The sequence below is a fragment of the Raineyella sp. LH-20 genome (assembly GCF_033110965.1).
Lineage (GTDB): Bacteria > Actinomycetota > Actinomycetes > Propionibacteriales > Propionibacteriaceae > Raineyella.
On record NZ_CP137003.1, the window covers coordinates 1892651 to 1910945 of the forward strand.

The following is an 18295-nucleotide window of genomic DNA, read 5'->3' on the forward strand; positions in this document are numbered from 1 at the left end:
TCGCCTCGTCGCGTGGCTGTCGCTGCGTCGGGGTCAGTCTACGGTGTCGCGTCAGTGGCCACCGACGAGGCCGAAGAGGTCCAGCGCGGCCAGCACGGTGCCGACCCCCAGGACGCGTACGGTGCCCGGCAGCCGGCCCAGATCGTCCTCCGAGCCTGCCGGCACCAGGATGGTGCGGAATCCGAGCCTGATCGCTTCCGCCACCCGCCGGGAGGCACCCGGCACTCGGCGCAGTTCCCCGGCCAGCCCGATCTCGCCGAGGGCCATCAGCCCGGGCGGCGGGGCGATGTCGCGGGTGGCGGAGGCGATCGCCAGCGCGATCGCCAGGTCGGCGGCCGGGTCGACGACCCGTGCCCCGCCGACGGTGGAGACGTACACGTCCTTGTTGCCCAGTGGCTGGGCGGCCCGCCGCTCCAGCACCGCGGTGAGCATCGCCACCCGGGAGGAGTCGACCCCGTGGTTGGTCCGACGGGGGATCTGCAGGGGCGAGGCCGCCACCAGCGACTGGATCTCGGCGAGCAACGGGCGGCGCCCCTCGACCGTCACAGTGATGCAGGTGCCCGGCACCGTCGTCTCCCCACCGGTGGTCGAGGTGAACAGCCCCGACGGATCCGGCACCTCGACGATCCCGTTCTCCCGCATCTCGAAGCAGCCCACCTCGTCGGCGGCACCGAAGCGGTTCTTCGTCGCCCGGACCATCCGGAACCCCGAGTGCCGGTCGCCCTCGAAGCTCAACACCACGTCCACCAGATGCTCGAGCGTACGAGGGCCGGCGATCGAACCGTCCTTGGTGACATGGCCGACGATGATCACCGCCAGGTGGCGCTGCTTGGCGACCCGGACCAGCTCGGCGGTCACCTCCCGCACCTGGGTGACACCGCCCGGCGTGCCGTCGGCGCCCTCGGCGGTCATCGTCTGGACCGAGTCGACCACCAGCAGGGTGGGGGAGACCTGGTCGACGTGGCCGAGCACGGTGCCCAGGTCGCTCTCCGCCGCCAGGTAGAGCTCCTCGGAGAGATCGCCGGTCCGCTCGGCCCGCATCCTCACCTGGGCGGCGGATTCCTCGCCGGTGACGTAGAGGGTCCGCCGGCCCCGCTGCGCCCACGCCGCAGCGACCTCCAGCAGCAGGGTGGACTTGCCGACCCCGGGCTCCCCGGCCAGCAGCACCACCGCGCCCGGGACGAGTCCGCCGCCGAGCACCCGGTCGAGCTCGCCGACCCCGGTGACCGTACGATGCGCGGCCTCGCCGTGGACCTCCGAGATCGGCACCGCCTGGTGGCTCGGCGTGATCGGCCGGGTCGCCCGGGAAAGCGATCCGGCCCGGGCCCCCTGCTCCACGACGGTGCCCCACTGCTGGCACTCGCCGCAGCGGCCGACCCATTTGGCCGTGGTCCATCCACAGTCGGAGCAGACGTACGCGTCACGGGTGGCGGTGGCCTTCGGTCGGGACATGGCAGCAGCCTAGGACGGACCACTGACATCGACCGGCAGTGATGGTCCGACGGGGACGGTGGGCCGTGCGGACGCCGGCCGAGGACCCGGGGCCGTACGGGCCAGCCAGGGCCGTACGCCAGGCCCATACGATGCCGGCGCTCAGCCCAGCAGCGTGCCGGCCACCTCCAGCAGGCGGTCGTTGGCGTCCGGCTCGGCGATCGACACCCGCAGGCCCTCCCCAGGGAACGCGCGGGTCATCAGACCGGCGTCCCGGAACGCGTCGAACCAGACCTGGGTGTGTTCACCGGCAGGGAACCAGACGAAGTTGCCCTGAGTGGCCGGGATCGGATGGCCCATCCGGCGCAGTTGCTCGGCGATCCGGTCGCGCTCGTGCACCGTCACCCGGACCCGGCCGATCAGCTCCGGCTCGGCCTCCAGCGAGGCGAGCACACCGGCCTGGGCAGGGGAGGAGATCGCGAACGGCATCGTGACGCCCCGCACCGCGTGAGCCAGCGCGGGATCGGCCGCGGCCATCCAGCCGACCCGCAGGGCGGCCAGGCCGTACGCCTTGGAGAACGTCCGCAGGGACACCACACCCGGGTGCACGTCGAGCAGCTCCAGGCCGCGGGCGGCGTCCGGGTCGGTGACGTACTCCACGTACGCCTCGTCGACGATCACCAGGATGTCGTCACGGACCGCGCCGAGGAAGGCCACCAGGTCGTCGTGACGGACCGCCGGACCGGTCGGATTGTTCGGGGTGCAGACCATCACCGCTCGGGTGCGGGGGGTGATCGCGGCCAGCATGGCGGTCAGGTCGTGCTCCCCGGTCGGGGTCAGCGGCACCGGCACCGCGCAGGCGCCGAGCACCTGGACGGCGAGCGGGTAGGCCTCGAAGCTGCGCCAGGCATAGACCACCTCGTCGCCGGGGCCGCAGGTGGCCTCGAGCAGGTGCGCCAGCACCTCCACCGATCCGGTGCCGAACGCCAGCCGCTCCTCGTCCAGCCCGTGACGGGTCGCCACGGCGGAGGTGATCTCGGTGTTGCCGGCGTCCGGGTAGCGGTTCATCTCCGTCAACGATCGGGAGACCGCCTCCAGCACTCCGGGCAGCGGACCGTACGGGTTCTCGTTGCTGGAGACCTTCCAGGCCCGGCCGTCGGGGCCCGGTTTCGGTGAGCGACCCGCACGGTAGGGCGGCATGCTTGCGATGTGCGGGCGCAGCGTCAGCGACATGCGTTCTCCTAGGAGGTCGATGAGTCCCTGACTGTACGCCAACGACGGGGCCGTCCTGAGGGTGTGTCGCACGCCTCGGGACAGCCCCGCACAGTGGATGACGACCCGATGGCGGGTCAGGGCGTGCCTCCGGCCGCCGAAGGGCGGGTCGGCCGGCACCAGGGGATTCAGATGGTCACCGCTCCCCGCGGGGTGTCGAAGGTGGCCGACATGATGCCCGGCTGGCCGTGGCGGCTGGTCCAGGTCAGGTGGAAGCCGTCCAGCAGAGCCTCCGGGTCGCCCCCTAGCCAGTCGGTGAGCCGTGCCGGATCACCGGACAGCTCGAGAGACTGCAACGACACCGTACGGCCCTCCTCGGACAGCGCGGCGGGCAGCAGCTCGTCGGCGCTGATCCAGCGGATGAAGAAGGGCAGCTGCGGGTCGGCCTGGAGGCCCTTGATGCCGAGCTGGCGCCATTCGAGCTGGCGACCGTCAGGGAACCGGCGGGTGCCGACCGCCGCCTCGCGACCGAGCTTGGCCTCGTAGGCGGTCAGGTCGTCGATGGCCACCGCCCAGGACATCCAGCCGCCGCCGGCCTCGGACCGGGCGCGGACGACCTGCCCGAACGGCGCCTTGTCGGCGGCCGGGTGGTCCAGCACCTCGACGATCTCGATGTAGCGACCGTCGGCGAGCGGGATGAGGCGGTTTCGGGTGCCGAACCGCGGGTGGAAGCCTCCGTCACGGGAGTCCACCCCGAGCGCGTCGCTGAGGAACTGGGCCGATGCCAGGAGTCCCTCCGGCCCGGCGGCGTACGAGAGGTGGTCTACATGCATGGGCCTATTGTGCGCCCTCGGGGTCCGCTCCTTTTCCCGGGGGCCGAACGTGGAAGTCAGGACCTGTGTGGTAAGAGGTCTTGTCCGGCGAGACTCGCCGGATGACCGACCAGCGGCGGCCGCACTGCCTCCAGATCCGCGCAGTGCCGGGCAAGCGCGGCGTAGCCGGCCGGGCCCATCAGCGCGGTCAGCTCGGTGGCGAGTGTGCGGTAGACGGGCTCGGCGGCCCGGTGGGCGGCCGGGGTCGAGGTGCAGTACCAGTCGAACTCGTGGCCGCCGTCGCCCCAGCCGGAGCGTACGTACTCACCGATGCTGACCTCGGTGTAGGTCGAGCCGTCGCCGCGCTCGACGTCGCGGAACAGCCGCCGGATCGGCAACTGCCAGCACACGTCCGGCTTGGTCTCGGTGATCGGCACTCCCTCCCGGGCCGCCAGATGGTGCAGGGCGCAGCCCTGGCCACCGGCGAACCCGGGGCGATTGAGGAAGAGACAGGCACCGTCGACCAGCCGGGTGGCCCGCTCGACCTCACCGGGGTCCTCCTCGTCCGACACGTCCACTGCCCAGCCCTGCCGGGCCGACCACGGGCTGCCGTCCGGATCGGTGCCGTACACCTCGGCGAGTTGCCACAGGGAGGAGTCCAGTCGGGCGACCCAGCCGGCGACCCGCTGCTCGTCCTCGGGACCGCTGAAGTGGGCGCCCAGGGTGCAGCAGCCGTCGTCCGGGCGGCCCGCGTAGAGGCCGGGGCATCCGGCGCCGAACAGACAGTTCCACCGGGAGGTGAGCCAGGTCAGGTCGCAGCGGAACACCTGGTCGTCATCGGCCGGATCGGCGAACTCGACCCAGAGCCGGGGGAAGCCGTCCGGCACCTCGCCCTCGGCCAGCCGAGCGCCGGCAGCGACCTGAACGGGGACCCGGGACCCGACCGATTGTGCCGCAGACATGCGGACATCCTAGGCGTCGGCCGGAGGGGCGGGGAGCCGTCGGTCGGACGCCGGGGACCGCGGCCGGACGGTGGTCGTACGCCTGTTCCGCGCACGGCGGGAGCGCGGCGAGGGGCGGGTGCATTACGGTATGGCGCATGCGGCTCGGAGTGCTCGATGTGGGGTCCAACACCGTCCACCTGCTGGTCGTGGACGCGAGGGTCGGCGGTCCGCCGATCCCGGCCGCGTCCCACAAGCGGGTGATGCGGCTGGCCGAGCACATCACCGCCGACGAGACGCTCTCCGTGGAAGGCGCCGAAGCGCTGGTGGGGATGGTGCAGGAGTGCACCGAGTTCGCCGAGACCACCGGGTGCTCGCGGGTGCTCCCCTTCGTCACCTCGGCGCTGCGCGAGGCGAAGAACACCGAGGAGGTCCTGGCGACGGTCAAGGACCGCACCGGGGTCGAGCTGCGGGTGCTGTCCGGGCAGGACGAGGCGCGGGCCACCTTCCTCGCCGTCCGCCGCTGGTACGGCTGGTCGGCCGGGCGCCTCGGAGTGCTCGACATCGGCGGCGGATCGCTGGAGATGGCCGGCGGCTCCGACGAGGAGCCGGAGGTGGCTCTGTCGGTGCCGGTCGGCGCGGGCCGGATGTACCGGATGTTCAAGGACGACGGCGGGCCCGCTGCGTGCCGACGCCACGTCCGCGCCGAGATCGGTGCCGTCGTCGGTGACCTGCTGCGCCGGGCGCCGTTCGACCGGTGGGTGGCGACCTCGAAGACCTTCCGCTCGCTGGGCCGGATCACCGGCGGGGCCGCCCCGTCCAGCGAGGGCCCGTACATCCAGCGCCAGCTGCGACTCGCGGACCTGTCGGGCTGGGTCGACCGACTCGCCGAGATGTCCCCGGACGAACGGGCGGAACTCCCGGGGGTCTCGAAGGACCGCGCCGAGCAACTGCTGTCGGGCGCGATCGTCGCCGAGGCGGTGATGGAGTTGACCGGTGCGGAGTCGGTCGAGCTGTGCCCGTGGGCGCTGCGCGAGGGTGTCATCCTCAACTACCTCGACCACCTGCAGTACTGGCAGCGCAACGGCCTGAAGGCACGATCCATCAAGCACCTCGACACCGACCTGTCGCCCGCCGCCGCACCGCTGGGCTGAGCCGCCGGTGGGGTCGTCGGCGGAGGTCTCCCACCCGGCGGCACCGGTCCCCGGCCCTGCCCGGCGGGTCCGACGGCGTGGCTACTCTTGGACCGTGCCCCGCAGCGGCGGGACGTACGCCACCGACCGGTCGTCGGCCCCAGGACTCCGGAGAACGACAGATGGACAGCACGCAGGCGGACGCGACGGCGATCGGCGGGGGGCTCCACCATCCGGTGACCCTGTCCACCTCGTCGCTGTTCCCCGAGTCGACCGCGAGTGCGTTCGAGGTGGCGGCCCGGCTCGGTTTCGACGGCGTCGAGGTGATGGTCGGCATCGACCAGGTCGCCGCGGATGTCGATGCGCTGGAGAAACTGCGGGACTACCACGGGGTGCCGGTCACCTCGATCCATGCCCCGACCCTCGTCGTCACCCAGTTGGTCTGGCGCGGCACCGGGCACTGGGACAAGCTGCGCCGTTGCGCCGAGATGGCATTGGCGCTGGACTGCGACGTCGTCGTGGTGCATCCGCCGTTCCGCTGGCAGGGCGACTACGCCACCGGGTTCGTGGCCGGCATCGCCGAGATCCGCCGGGAAACCGGCGTACGGTTCTGCGTCGAGAACATGTACCCGTGGCGTACGCCGGCCGGCGAGTACGCCGCGTACCGGCCGACCTGGGACCCGACCGACGAACCCTTCGAACACCTCACCCTCGACCTGTCCCACGCCGCGACCGCGCAGGTGCGCTCGCTCGACCTGGTCCGGGCCTGGGGCGACCGGCTGCAGCACGTCCACCTGACCGACGGCCAGGGGTCGTTCCGCGACGAGCACCTCGCTCCGGGGGCGGGCAACCAGGACGCCGACCAGGTCCTGCACCATATCCTCGGCCACGGCTACACCGGAGACCTGTGCCTGGAACTCAACACCCGCGCCGCGGACAGCCGGGCGGACCGGGAGCGCATCCTCGCCGACGCACTCGCCTGGACCCGTGACCGGGTCGCCGAGTCGGGTCGGCTGGCCCCGCAGCCGTCGTGACCGGGCGACCGCCGCAGGCTCCGGTGCGGGACGCGGCGCCGGGGGACGGCCCGACGGAGTCGACGCCCATGGCGTGGCGCGCGGCGTACGGGGCGGAGGTGGCGCTGCTGCTGCTCGTCTCGCTGGGCCGGTCGGCGGTGTACGCGGTGCTGACGATCCTCGACATGTCCACCCGGCCGGGCGGGGTGGCCGCCCAGACCGCTCAGATCAATCCGATCGTGGTGGCCGACCGGCCCTGGCTCGACGCGATCTATCAGGTCGTCGACACCCTGCTGCCGGTGGTGCCGGCGCTGCTCGCGGTGTACCTGCTCGGTCTCTCCCACCGCCGTCCGTGGGCGGCGATCGGGATGGACCTTCGTCGACGCGGCTGGGGACGCGACCTGGCGGCCGGGCTGGGGCTGGCGGCGCTGATCGGTGTCCCCGGGCTCGGGCTGTTCCTGGTCGCCCGGGCCACCGGACTGGCCGCCGACGTCCAGGCCACCGGGCTCGGCACCAGCGCCTGGGCGGTGCTGGTGCTGGTGGCCCGGGCGCTGATGAACGGTGTCGTCGAAGAGGTCATCGTCGTCGGCTACCTCTTCGACCGGCTGCCACGGCTGGGCTGGCCGCCGTGGCTGGTCCTGGTGGCCTCGGCCGTGCTGCGTGGCAGCTATCACCTCTACCAGGGGTGGGGCGGTTTCGTCGGCAACATCGTGATGGGGCTGGTATTCGGCCAGTGGTACCGGCGATCCGGCCGGGTGCTGCCGCTGGTGGTGGCGCACACCGCGATCGACGTGGTGGCCTTCGTCGGCTATGCCGTGCTGGCCCCGCGGGTCGGCTGGCTCTGAGGTCGTACGGTCCACCCTGAGGTCGTACGGTCCACTCTGAGGTCGTACGATCCCGCTGGGGTGGGCGCGGATCACCCGGTGGAATCGGAGAGTTCGCCGCGGTGTGCGGCGAGCTCGGTACGGGAGCGTACGCCGAGCTTGCTGTAGATCCGGGTCAGGTGGAACTGCACCGTCTTCACCGAGATGAACAGCTCCCGGGCGACGTCGGCGTTGCTCAGGCCACGGGCCACCAGCCGGGCCACCGCCTGTTCCTGGGCGGTCAGCGACTCGACGTCGAGCCCGGCCGACCGGGTCCCGCCGGCGCCGCCGGCCTGCAGTTCCCGGTGACAGCGTTCCACGTAGACCGTCGCACCGACGGCGGAGAAGCCGTCCAGGGCCCGGCGCAGCACCACGCCCGCCTCCCGGCGCTTGCCGGCCCGACGTAGTGCCTGGCCGTAGAGGAAGTTGATCCGGGTCCGCAGGTAGAAGTAGGGCGACGCCTCGACCAGCGCCAGCGCCTCCTCGAACGACCGTCGGGCCTCCTCGATGTCGCCGCGCAGGGAGGTCAGTCGACCGCGGCCCATCGCCAGCCGGGCCATCGCGCTGTGCCGGCCGGCCTGCCGGGCCCGCTCCTCGTGCGGGCGCAGGAACCTGTCGGCCTCGTCGAGGCGTCCGGTGAGCGACAGGGCGCTGGCCCACATGTCGTGCCACGGCCAGAAGCCGGGCTCGTCGACGCTCGCCGGCCGATCGGCCGTGGCGATCGGTTCCATCGCATGCAGACTGCCGTCCGCGTCGGAGCGGGCCTGCGCCACCCGGGTGCGGGCCATCGCGGTGGGCAGCCGGGTGATCATGTACTCCGAGCTCACCGCCAGCGCCTGCGAGACGTGCCAGTCGGCCTCGGCCGACTGGCCGCGGAGGGCACAGATCTCCGCCCCTGTCCAGTGGATCAGCGGGGCGATCAGGTCCATCCCGGTGCGGTCGAGCAGATCCTGCGCCCGCTCGACGACGGCCATCGCGCTGTCCCACTCGCCGACCTCGAGGTGGGCGCGGGCCAGCCAGCCCGAGGCCCACAGGGCGACTCGGGACGAGCCCTGCCAGAAGCCCTGGGGGATGGCGGCCTGGAAGTCCTGGATCGCCTGCTGGGGCCGGTCCCAGGCCAGTTCCAGCCAGCCGTGGCCCATCAGGGCGCGCTGCCGCTGGGCCCCGGTGGCCAGTGCCTCGAGGGTGCGGCGGTAGGCGGCCTCCGCGTCGGCCACCCGGCCGGCCATCCCCAGCCCGAGGCCGAGCAGGGTGTGCGCCTCGACCGCCGCGGGCAGGCCCGGTCGGCCCAGCCGGTCGGCCGCCGCCAGACAGCGTTCCCCCCAGGTGACCAGCGCCTCGCCGTCGACCTCGCCCAGCGCGTGCAGCGACAGTCGGTGCGCGCCGACCGCTTCCGCCTCGGGGTCGTCGCCGGCCTCGTCCATCGCCCGGTGCAGCAGTTGCTCGGCCGCGCCGCGGCGGGCCTTGAGAGTAGCCAGATAGCCCAGCGCGACGTCCCGTCGGGCGTTGCCGGGGAAGGCTTCCACCTCGGCGGCCAGCGCCTCGGCGGCGTGCAGGTCGCCCGAGCCGGTCATCGCGTCAAGAGCCAGCACGAGATAGCGCCGGCTGAGGTCGCGGTCCGGGTGGCCGCGGGAGGCGAGCACCCAGCTGTCGGCGGCCCGCCGCCAGCGCCCGTCGGCGGCGTACGTCTCGGCCAGCGCCGCGGTCCGCTCGGCGAGCGGGGCATCCGGCCCCTGACCGGCGGCGAACAGGTGTTGGGCCCGGTCGAACTCGTCCCCGGCCCGGTCCGCGGCCGCCAGGTGCAGGCGCCGCCGGGTGACCAGGTCGAGCGCCTCGTACGCGGCGGCGGCCAGCATCGGATTGGTGAAGGTGAGGGTCAGCCGGTCCTGGTGGCTGCGCACCTGCAGCAGACCACGTGCCCGTGCCTCGTCGATCGCCGGCAGCATGTCGGCCAGACCGGCCAGCGCGGCGACCTCGATCGCCGGGGTGCCGGGTCCGCTGACCGCCAGCGCGGTGACCAGGTCGCGGACGTCCGGGGTGGCCTCGCCCAGCACGGCGGCGAGCTCCTGGCGGACGCTGCGCGGCGCGGGCAGTGCATCGTACGACGCTTCCCGGTCCAGGCCGGGGAACTCGTCGAGCAGCTCGACGACCAGCCCGGGCAGACCGCCGGTGAAGGCGGCCAGCCGGCGTGCCGCGTCGGGGCTGAGCAACTGGCCGCGGGAGCGGGCCAGGTCGCGCACCGCGTCCGCACCGAGGCCGCCGACGACCACGGTGTCGGCCCGGTGGGCCCGTAGTACCGTGGCGAGCTCCGGGTCGGCGGTCTCCTCGGCGGTGACCTCCAGGACCACCGCGACCGGCGCGTCGGTGAGCCGTTCCACGGCCGAGGAGATCGCTCGCAGGGAGGCCGGGTCGGCGTGCTGGGCGTCCTCGACCACGACGAGGAGGCCACCCGCCGAGCAGTCCCGGAGTCGGTCCAGGATCGCCGCGGTCGCCGCCTGCGGATCCGCCCCGATCGCCGGTGCCGGCTCGGCGGAGCGTACGCCGGCCGGGCCGTCCGCCGCGGCGCACAGCCGACGGGCGAACTCGCCGGGCAGTCGACGCTCCCAGACCAGTCCCCGCAGTCGCAGTTCCCGGGCGCCCGGGACCGCCCGCCGTGCTCGGCGGACGGCCTCGGCGACCAGTGCGGTGGTGCCCACGTGGGCAGTCCCCGCCACCACGATCACCGCTGGTGCCCCGGCGAGGGCCCCGGCGAACGACGCGATCAGTGTCCGGAGCTCCCGCTCCCGCCCGATCAGTGGCGACTCTGCCGGCTGCATTCCTGCATCATAAGTGGGCCACCCCGGCGCGGACACCCTTCGCTCGGGGCTCACCCGCCGAAGTCTCCGCCCGCCACCGGCAGGATCGAGCCGGTGATGTAGGAGGCTTCGTCGGAGGCAAGGAAGCAGATCGCCGCCGCCTGTTCCTCCAGGGTGCCGTAGCGTTTCAGCAGCGAGGACTCCACCGTCTGGTCGACGGTGACCTGGTGCCAGGCCTCCTCCTGCGGGTTCTGCGGCTCCCCGCCCCGCAGGACGCGGCGCGGCGGGGCGTCGGTGCCGCCCGGTGCGGTGGCGACCACCCGGACCCCGTGCGGTGCGGCCTCGAACGCCAGCGATTTCGTCAGAGTGTTCACCCCACCCTTCGCCGCGGCGTACGGCAGCCGGTTGAGCCCCATCGTCGCGGTCGAGGAGACGTTGACGATCGTGCCGTGACCCTGCGCGTACAGCTGCGGCAGCACCGCCCGGCAGGACCACAGGGTGGGGAAGAGCGAACGGCGGATCTCCTTCTCGATCTCCTCCTCCCGGTACTCCTCGTACGGCTTGCGCCAGATGGTGCCGCCCACCACGTGGATGGCGACGTCGACCCGGCCGTACGTGGCGACCGCGGCGTCGACCACCGCCTGCGCCCCGGCGTACGTCTCGAGGTCGGCGGTCACCGCGACCGCGGTGCCGCCCTTGCGGGTGATCCCCCGGGTCACCTCGTCGAGGATGACGGCGCGGTCGGCGAGCACCAGCCGGCCGCCCTCGGCGGCGATCCGGCGGGCCACCCGCTCACCGATGCCCTGGGCGGCGCCGGTGACCAGGACGACCTTGCCGGCGAACCGACCGGGGCTGAGGAAACCCGGCTCGTCCAGCAGGCCACCGCGGATCATCGCCCGGCGGGTGGTCTCCTTGCCGTGTTCGCCGTGCTCGATGATCAGCCGGCGGGCCAGCTCACGGTCGCCCTGCTCGAAGGCATCGATGATCCGGTCGTGATCGCCGATCACGTCCGGGTGGCACCACTCGCCGTGCGGCAGCATCTCGTGCATGTGCCCGGCGACGCCGAGCCGCTGGTAGGCCGCGAGCAGGTGCTCGTTGCCGGTGAAGGTGAACGGGTACTCGTGGAACAACGCGTTGGCGTCGGTGAACGCATCCGCGTCGACGAACCGGTCGCCGTCGACGAATGGACGGCAGGCGTCGGCCAGCATCCGGAAGCCGGTGATCCGCCCGCTGCTCAGCCGGCCGATCGTCAGCTCCATCACCCCCAGCTCCAGCGCGGTGCGCGCGTCGAACAACGAGTCCGACGTCAGGATCGACGGGTGCTCCTCACCGATCACGTAGCCGTCCGGCGCCACGGTGTCCGCCGGCGGGGCGGGCAGCACGACGGGGGCCAGCACCGGGTCATGCCGGGCGGCGTATGCCGCCGGTCGCTGCAGGGTGCCGCCGATGGCGTACGCGTTCCCGGGACCGGCGGCCGCGGGACCAGCGGTCGTGGCGGTGGTGCTCGGCACGGTGGCCTCGGCCGCGGCGTCCCGGGAACCGGACAGGGCCAGCCCACCGATGCCGTACGCCGTCGGGTCGGCCGGGAGCGCGGCCCGGCCGGAGCCGAGCGGTGCGCTCTGCCCGGTGCCGGACAGGGCCAGCCCACCGATGCCGTACGCCTCGGTGCCTGCGACGGCCGTGACCAGGGCCACGGTGCCCGCAGGCAGTGTCATCGTGATCGGGGCCACTGTGATCGGGGCCAGCGTAATCGGGGCCATTGTGCTCGGGTCCAGCGTGGTCGGGTCCAGCGTGATCGGCGCCTGCGGAGTGACGGCAGCCGGTGCGACGATCGCCTCGCCGAGCCCGGCCTCACGGGCCTCGGCCTCCGCCTTCACCTGGGCCGCCGTCTCCTGGGTCGCCGTGTCCTGCACCGGGGCCACTCGGACCGGGGCCTCGGCAGCCACGGCCTCCCGGGACGCGGCCTCTGGGGTCACGGCCTCTCGGGTCACCGACTCCAGCGCCTCGACCCCGTGGGCACGGGAGGCCGAGGAACTGGCCAGTGAGAACTTCTCGTAGAAGAAGCCCTCGGGCTCCAGGCCGGTCGCCTGGAAGTGCGTCCGGACGGCCTCCACCATCGGCGGCGGGCCGCAGAGGTAGACCGACACGTTGCCGTCGTGGAGGTGCTGTGGGTCCATGTGGGCGGTGACGTAGCCCTTCTTTCGGGCTTTCGCCGCCGGGTCGGTGACGGTGTAGTCCCAGGTGAAGTGCGGCAACTGCTCCTGCAGAGCGGCGAGGGTGCCGAGCTCGACCGCTTCGCTGTCGGTGTTGACCCCGTAGATGAGGTGCATCGGACGGGTGCTGCCCGCCTTCGCCGCGGTCCGCAGCATGGCGAGGATCGGCGCCAGACCGGTGCCACCGGCCAGCAACAGCAGTGGGGTGGTGCCCTCTCGCAGGAAGAACGAGCCGTTGGGCCCGTGCAGGGTGAGCCGGTCGCCGACGGCGGCGCGCTCGGCCAGCCAGGTGGACATCGCCCCACCGGGGGTGATCTTCACCAGGAAGGTCAGTCGGTCCTCGTCCGGCGAGGTGCTGAACGAGTACGAGCGACGCTCGTCGGTGCCCGGCACCTCGATGTTGACGTACTGTCCGGGCAGGTACGACAGCGACGCCCGGTCGTCGACCTCGATGGTGAAGCCGATGACGTTGTCGCTGTGGCGACAGATCTCCACCACGGTGGCGGCGAAGGTGCCGGCGACGGTTTTCGCCACCTCGGAGGTGGCGGCGATCCGCACCACCAGATCCGTCCGCGGCGTCATCTGGCACGGCAGGCAATAGCCCTCGGCGGCCTCGGCCGCACTCAGCGCGTCCTCGATGTAGCAGCCGGGATCGTACGAGCCCGATTCACAGAACGCCTTGCAGGTGCCGCAGGCGCCGTCCAGGCAGTCCACCGGGATGTTGATCCGCGCCCGGTAGGACGCCTCGGCGACCGTCTGGCCCGGCTGGGCCGTGACGAACCGGGTGACACCGTCCTCGAAGGTCAATGCGACCTGATGCGACATGTGCTGCCTCTCAGACGTGGTAGATGTCGATCACGTGGTGGATGTAGTCGTTCTTCAGCACGGCGACCTTGCGGCGGATCAGCGGGGTCTCGCCGGAGAAGTCGATGGTGTAGAACGAGGTCCCGTAGTACGGGTCGACGGTCTGGTAGCGGAAGTACATCGTGTGCCAGTTGAAGCGGACGTCCACCAGGGCGCCACGGCGGTCGAGGATCTCCACGTTGGCGATGTTGTGCGAGGTCCGCGGCTCCGGCAGCGAGGTCGCCGAGGAGCGCTCGGTGCGGATCCGGAAGACCCGGTCCTCCAGGCCCGCCTTGCTCGGGTAGTACATCAGGGAGATCTCGGTCTGCGGGTCGCGGGTGAGCTCGTCGTCGTCGGCCCAGGCGGGCATCCAGAACTCGGCGTCCTCGGCGTAGCAGTCGAGCCAGCGGCTGAAGTCGCGGTCGTCGAGGTGGCGCGCCTCGCGGTAGAGGAACTGTTCGACGGCGTGCTGGTCGACGTAGATGTCGGCGGCGGCGGGTGCGGGGGCGTTCTGTACGGTCGTCATCGTCCTGTTTCCTTTCACGCCAGCTCGGACAGCAGGGCGGACTCGGCGGCCTTCTCGGCGGCCTGGGCCCGCTTCATCTGCGACAGCCAGTACTCGTGCTGGATGGGGTAGAGGCCCTCGTCCTCGTTCTTCACACCGGAGGAGAGCAGGTCGTCCATGCCGAGCTCCCGGGCGAAGTCGCTGGAGCCGGCGATCTGGTGGGTCTGGCCGCGGGACATGTCGTTCCACGGGGCGGCCGAGGCCTGGAAGGTCTTCTGGCAGGAGCGGAACTCCTCCAGGTCGTCCGGGGTGGCCATGCCGGAGGCGTTGAAGAAGTCCTCGTACTGGCGGATCCGCTGCGCGCGGGCCTCGGCGGCCTCGCCCTTCGGGGCGATGCAGTAGATGGTGACCTCGGTCTTGTCCACCGCGACCGGCCGGAAGTGACGGATCTGGGTGGAGAACTGGTCCATGATGAACACGTTCGGGTAGAGGCACAGGTTGCGCGAGCCGGTGACCATGAACTCGCCCTTGGCCTGGCCGAACTGCTCGGTCAGCTCCGCCAGCTTCGGGAACAGCGGGCGCGACTGGTAGTTCGCGGCGTACGTCCACAGGCACAGGTGGCCGTTGGGGTAGGACCAGTAGCCGCCGCCCTGCTTGCCCCACTTGCCGGCGTCGACGGTCTGGGTGGTGTTCTTCGACTCCCCGGTGCTGCGCCGGCCGGTGGTGGCGGCGTAGTTCCAGTGCGTCGCGGTGACGTGGTAACCGTCGGCGCCGTTCTCGGCCTGCACCTTCCAATTGCCGTCGTACGTGTAGGTGGAGGCGCCACGCAGCACCTCGAGGCCCTCGGGGGACTGGTCGACGAGCAGGTCGATCACCTTCGTGGTGTCGCCGAGGTGATCGGCCAGGTCGGCGACGTCGGCGTTCAGCGACCCGAAGAGGAAGCCGCGGTAGCTGTCGAAGCGGGCGACGTGGGTGAGGTCGTGCGACCCGTTCGTGTCGAACTGCTCCGGGTAGCCGGCGCCGTCGGGATCCTTGACCTTCAGCAGGGTGCCGTCGTTGCGGAACGTCCAGCCGTGGAAGGGACAGGTGAGGGTGGTCCGGTTGTCGGTCTTCTTGCGGCACAGCATGGCGCCGCGGTGGGCGCAGGAGTTGATCATGCAGTGCAGTCGGCCGTCCTTGCCGCGGGTGATCACCACCGGCTGGCGGCCGATGTAGGTGGTGAAGTAGTCACCGACGTTCGGGATCTGCGACTCGTGGGCGAGGTAGATCCAGTTGCCCTCGAAGATGTACTTCATCTCGAGCTCGAACAGCTGCTCGTCGGTGAAGACCGAGCGGTTGAGCTGCCACTTGCCCTCGTCGGGCTTCTCGACCATCAGCGAGTCGAGATCGATGCTGAGCGCGTCGATGCTGGGATGCGCCATGTGTTCCTCCAGGTGACTTCGTCGGCACCCGCCCGGTCGTCGGGCGATGGCGTTCACTGTGGCAAAGGCCACGGACGAGGCGCACCAGACGTTTCCCCAGCCCTGACCCAGGTACCCAGGTGGACCCCGGTGGGGCCGCCGTGAGGGCGCGGCGGTCGTCTCCCGGGAGGTGCCGGAGCGTGCCGTACGCTGGGATCCATGCGAGTTGGAGTATTCGGGGCGACCGGGCAGGTCGGCGGCGTGATGCGTACGCTGCTGGCGGAGCGCGGGTTCCCCCTCGACGAGGTCCGTTTCTTCGCGTCGGCCCGGTCGGCCGGCACGAAGCTGCCGTGGGGCGACGGTGAGGTGATCGTGGAGGACACCGAGACCGCCGACTTCTCCGGTCTCGACATCGCGATCTTCTCCGCGGGCAAGAAGACCTCCCTCGCGTTCGCTCCGAAGGTCGCCGCCGCCGGTGCCGTCGTGATCGACAACTCCTCGGCCTGGCGGATGGATCCGCAGGTGCCGTTGGTCGTCTCCGAGGTCAACCCGGACGACACCATCGACCCGCCCAAGGGCATCATCGCCAACCCGAACTGCACCACGATGGCCGCGATGCCGATCATGAAGCCGCTGCACGACCTGGCCGACCTGCGCCGGTTGATCGTGGCCACCTACCAGGCCACCTCGGGCTCCGGCGTCGCCGGGGTCGCCACTCTCGCCACACAGACCGCCGCGGTGCCCGACCCGCGGGCGCTGGCACTCGACGGGTCCGCGGCCGGGATCACCCCCGACATGTACGGGCCGTACGTCAAGCCGATCGCCTTCAACGCGCTGCCGTTCGCCGGCAACCTGGTCGACGACGGCACGGGGGAGACCGACGAGGAGCAGAAACTGCGCAACGAGTCGCGCAAGATCCTGCACATCCCCGACCTGTTGGTCGCCGGCACCTGCGTGCGGGTGCCGGTCTTCAGCGGCCACTCGCTGGCGATCCACGCTGAGTTCACCCGCGACATCACCCCCGAACAGGCCGTCGAGGCGCTGCGGGACGCGCCCGGCGTCGAGTTGATGGACGTGCCGACCCCGCTCGATGCGGCCGGCAAGGATCCGTCGTACGTCGGCCGGATCCGCCGGGACCAGTCCGCGCCGGAGGGCAAGGGGCTGACCCTGTTCATCTCGAACGACAACCTGCGCAAGGGCGCCGCCCTGAACGCGGTGCAGATCGCCGAGCTGATCGCCGCCCGCGGCTGACCTGCGTCGGTCGAGGCCGGACCTGCGTCGGTCGAGGCCTGACCCGCGCCGGTCGAGGCCTGACCCGCGCCGGTCGAGGTCGGACCGCGACGCCCGACCCTGATCCCCTCGCCGGCGGCCGGTGGCATGTTCGGAAAAATGGTTATAGGACATCCCTATGGAACCAGGGCCGCCCCCCGGTTCCATAGGTCTGGCCTATGACGTTTGTGTCGAACACTCACCCCCGATCCGACACGCGTCCCGGACGACTCACCGGAAGCTCCACCAGGGGAGGGGGTCCTCCCCCAGAAAGGCAACAGCACATGGACAACGCATCTGGCGACGGCTCCGCCCGCTCGATCCCTGGCACCTCCGCCTCCCCTGCCAACTCCGCCCTCACCGTCGCCGTGATCGGCGGCGGGGTGATGGGAGGCACGCTCTTCCGGGCCCTGCTCGCGGTGGACGACCCGCCGGTCGCCCACGCCGTGGTCGCCGAGCACCACGCTGCGCGGCGTACGGAGCTGCTGGCGGCGGTGGCCGAGCTGGCCGCCGGCCGGGACGTCCGGGCGACCGCCGATGCGGTCGAGGCCGTCCACGGAGCAGACGTCGTCGTCCTGGCGGTCAAGCCGCAGGACGCCCATGCCACGCTGACCTCCCTGGCCGGCGAGCTGGGGCCGCAGACGATCCTGCTGTCGGTGGCCGCCGGGCTGTCCACCGCGACCCTGACCGGCTGGCTGCCGGACGGCGTCCGGGTCGTCCGGGCGATGCCGAACACCCCGGCCCGGATCGGTGAGGGGGCCACCGCCGTGTGTGCCGGTGCGGCGGCGAGCCCGGCCGACCTCGACCTGGTGGTCCGGCTGCTCGGCCGCTCCGGCGTGGTGGTGCGGGTGACCGAGGACAAGATGGGCGCGGTGACCGGGGTGTCCGGGTCCGGGCCGGCGTTCGTTCTGCTGGCCATGGAGGCGATGATCGACGCCGGCGTGGAACTCGGACTGACCCGGGCCGTCGCCCACGACCTGGCCGTGCAGACGTTCCGGGGCACTGCCGGCCTCGCCCAGGAACCGGGCGCGCACCCCACCCTGCTGCGTGAGGCGGTGACCTCGCCCGGCGGGACGACCGCCGCCGGCCTCGCCGCCCTGGAGAGTCATGGCGTACGGGCCGGGATCGCGGCCGCTGTCCGGGCGACTGTCGAGCGCAACGCAGCACTGGGCGCCTGACCGGCCGCTCACCACGAGGTCGCGTTTTCGCGTGGCGGCGGCCGTCGGGATAGGATGGGGAAGTTGCGACCGGCGTGGTCGCGAGTCGTCGCCGCGTCGGCGTCGACCATCCGTCCTGTCCGGGCCCCTGCGCTCGGCGATCGAGAGGTCCATCCGTGGGTTCTGTCATCAAGAAGCGTCGCAAGCGCATGGCGAAGAAGAAGCACCGCAAGCTGCTCAAGAAGACGCGCATCCAGCGTCGTCGCGCCGGCAAGTGACGCTCGGGCCCGTCCGGGCCCGATGACGTGATCACGCCCCGGGTCCCCTCAGATCGTCCCCCGACCCACCGGTGGATCCCCCGGTGGGGCCGGTCGGTCACGCCCGTCGGCGCGGCCGAGGCGGACCCGGGTGGTCCGACCCCGGCGCGTGTCCGGGTGCTGAGCAGGACCGGGTGTCACCTCTGTGTCGAGGCGGTCGCCGTGGTCGACCGGGTCTGCGCCCGCCACGGTGCGGCGTACGACGTGGTGGACGTCGACACCGACCCGGCGCTGCAGGCCCGCTACGGGGACCTGGTGCCGGTGGTGTTCGTGGACGGCGCCGAGTTCGCCACCTGGCGGGTGAGTGACGATGCCCTCGACGATGCCCTGGCGCACCCTCCGAAGGCGGCTCGATGAGCCCGGACGACGGCTTCTCCGTCGCCCCTGTGCC

The 18295-nt window shown here is 72.0% G+C and carries 15 protein-coding genes; 7 read left to right on the forward strand and 8 right to left on the reverse strand.

The features are described from left to right. Positions 1 to 51 precede the first annotated feature (51 nt). The 4 genes from radA to R0146_RS08165 form a co-directional block, all read right to left on the reverse strand. Positions 52 to 1452, reverse strand: coding sequence for a DNA repair protein RadA (gene radA / locus R0146_RS08150; RefSeq protein WP_317688507.1), 1401 nt, complete (start codon positions 1450 to 1452; stop codon positions 52 to 54). Positions 1453 to 1593: 141 nt separating this feature from the next. Next, positions 1594 to 2664 carry a histidinol-phosphate transaminase gene (locus R0146_RS08155; RefSeq protein WP_317688508.1) on the reverse strand — a complete coding sequence of 357 codons (1071 nt, stop codon included), beginning with the start codon at positions 2662 to 2664 and terminating at the stop codon, positions 1594 to 1596. Positions 2665 to 2831: 167 nt separating this feature from the next. Next, positions 2832 to 3476 carry a VOC family protein gene (locus tag R0146_RS08160; RefSeq protein ID WP_317688510.1) on the reverse strand — a complete coding sequence of 215 codons (645 nt, stop codon included), beginning with the start codon at positions 3474 to 3476 and terminating at the stop codon, positions 2832 to 2834. A gap of 56 nt (positions 3477 to 3532) precedes the next feature. Beyond that, positions 3533 to 4417, reverse strand: coding sequence for a DUF3109 family protein (locus R0146_RS08165; RefSeq protein WP_317688512.1), 885 nt, complete (start codon positions 4415 to 4417; stop codon positions 3533 to 3535). 137 nt (positions 4418 to 4554) lie between these two features. Between R0146_RS08165 and R0146_RS08170 the strand changes: the two genes are divergently transcribed. The 3 genes from R0146_RS08170 (at position 4555) to R0146_RS08180 (ending at position 7387) form a co-directional block, all read left to right on the forward strand. Then, a complete protein-coding gene (locus R0146_RS08170) occupies positions 4555 to 5550 on the forward strand; it encodes a Ppx/GppA family phosphatase (RefSeq protein ID WP_317688515.1) in 996 nt (331 codons plus the stop codon). Positions 5551 to 5711: 161 nt separating this feature from the next. Further along, positions 5712 to 6563 carry a sugar phosphate isomerase/epimerase family protein gene (locus R0146_RS08175; RefSeq protein ID WP_317688518.1) on the forward strand — a complete coding sequence of 284 codons (852 nt, stop codon included), beginning with the start codon at positions 5712 to 5714 and terminating at the stop codon, positions 6561 to 6563. A gap of 68 nt (positions 6564 to 6631) precedes the next feature. Beyond that, positions 6632 to 7387: a CPBP family intramembrane glutamic endopeptidase gene (locus R0146_RS08180; protein WP_317688520.1), complete on the forward strand. Its 756-nt coding sequence runs from the start codon at positions 6632 to 6634 to the stop codon at positions 7385 to 7387. Between the two features lie 71 nt (positions 7388 to 7458). On the opposite strand, the gene R0146_RS08185 is transcribed toward R0146_RS08180, so the two are convergent. Genes R0146_RS08185 through benA form a run of 4 tightly spaced genes read right to left on the reverse strand, consistent with a single transcriptional unit; the run spans position 7459 to position 15182 of the window. Next, positions 7459 to 10221 (reverse strand): helix-turn-helix transcriptional regulator, encoded by a 2763-nt coding sequence (locus R0146_RS08185; RefSeq protein ID WP_317688522.1) that lies wholly within the window; start codon positions 10219 to 10221, stop codon positions 7459 to 7461. Between the two features lie 50 nt (positions 10222 to 10271). Continuing rightward, positions 10272 to 13238, reverse strand: coding sequence for a benzoate 1,2-dioxygenase electron transfer component BenC (gene benC / locus R0146_RS08190; protein WP_317688524.1), 2967 nt, complete (start codon positions 13236 to 13238; stop codon positions 10272 to 10274). 10 nt (positions 13239 to 13248) lie between these two features. Further along, a complete protein-coding gene (gene benB / locus R0146_RS08195) occupies positions 13249 to 13782 on the reverse strand; it encodes a benzoate 1,2-dioxygenase small subunit (protein ID WP_317688526.1) in 534 nt (177 codons plus the stop codon). A 14-nt stretch (positions 13783 to 13796) separates the two neighbouring features. Beyond that, positions 13797 to 15182 carry a benzoate 1,2-dioxygenase large subunit gene (gene benA / locus R0146_RS08200; RefSeq protein ID WP_317688528.1) on the reverse strand — a complete coding sequence of 462 codons (1386 nt, stop codon included), beginning with the start codon at positions 15180 to 15182 and terminating at the stop codon, positions 13797 to 13799. A 189-nt stretch (positions 15183 to 15371) separates the two neighbouring features. Here benA and R0146_RS08205 point away from each other — a divergent pair, with 189 nt between their 5' ends. From R0146_RS08205 to R0146_RS08220, 4 genes are all read left to right on the forward strand, one after another. After that, entirely contained in the window at positions 15372 to 16412 is a 1041-nt protein-coding gene (locus tag R0146_RS08205) for an aspartate-semialdehyde dehydrogenase (RefSeq protein WP_317692353.1), read from the forward strand. Between the two features lie 302 nt (positions 16413 to 16714). Continuing rightward, complete coding sequence (gene proC / locus R0146_RS08210; protein ID WP_317688531.1) at positions 16715 to 17608, forward strand: pyrroline-5-carboxylate reductase; 894 nt, start codon at positions 16715 to 16717, stop codon at positions 17606 to 17608. Between the two features lie 155 nt (positions 17609 to 17763). Next, positions 17764 to 17865 carry a 30S ribosomal protein bS22 gene (locus tag R0146_RS08215; RefSeq protein WP_002550589.1) on the forward strand — a complete coding sequence of 34 codons (102 nt, stop codon included), beginning with the start codon at positions 17764 to 17766 and terminating at the stop codon, positions 17863 to 17865. A gap of 156 nt (positions 17866 to 18021) precedes the next feature. After that, a complete protein-coding gene (locus tag R0146_RS08220) occupies positions 18022 to 18261 on the forward strand; it encodes a glutaredoxin family protein (RefSeq protein ID WP_317688580.1) in 240 nt (79 codons plus the stop codon). Positions 18262 to 18295: the final 34 nt, after the last annotated feature.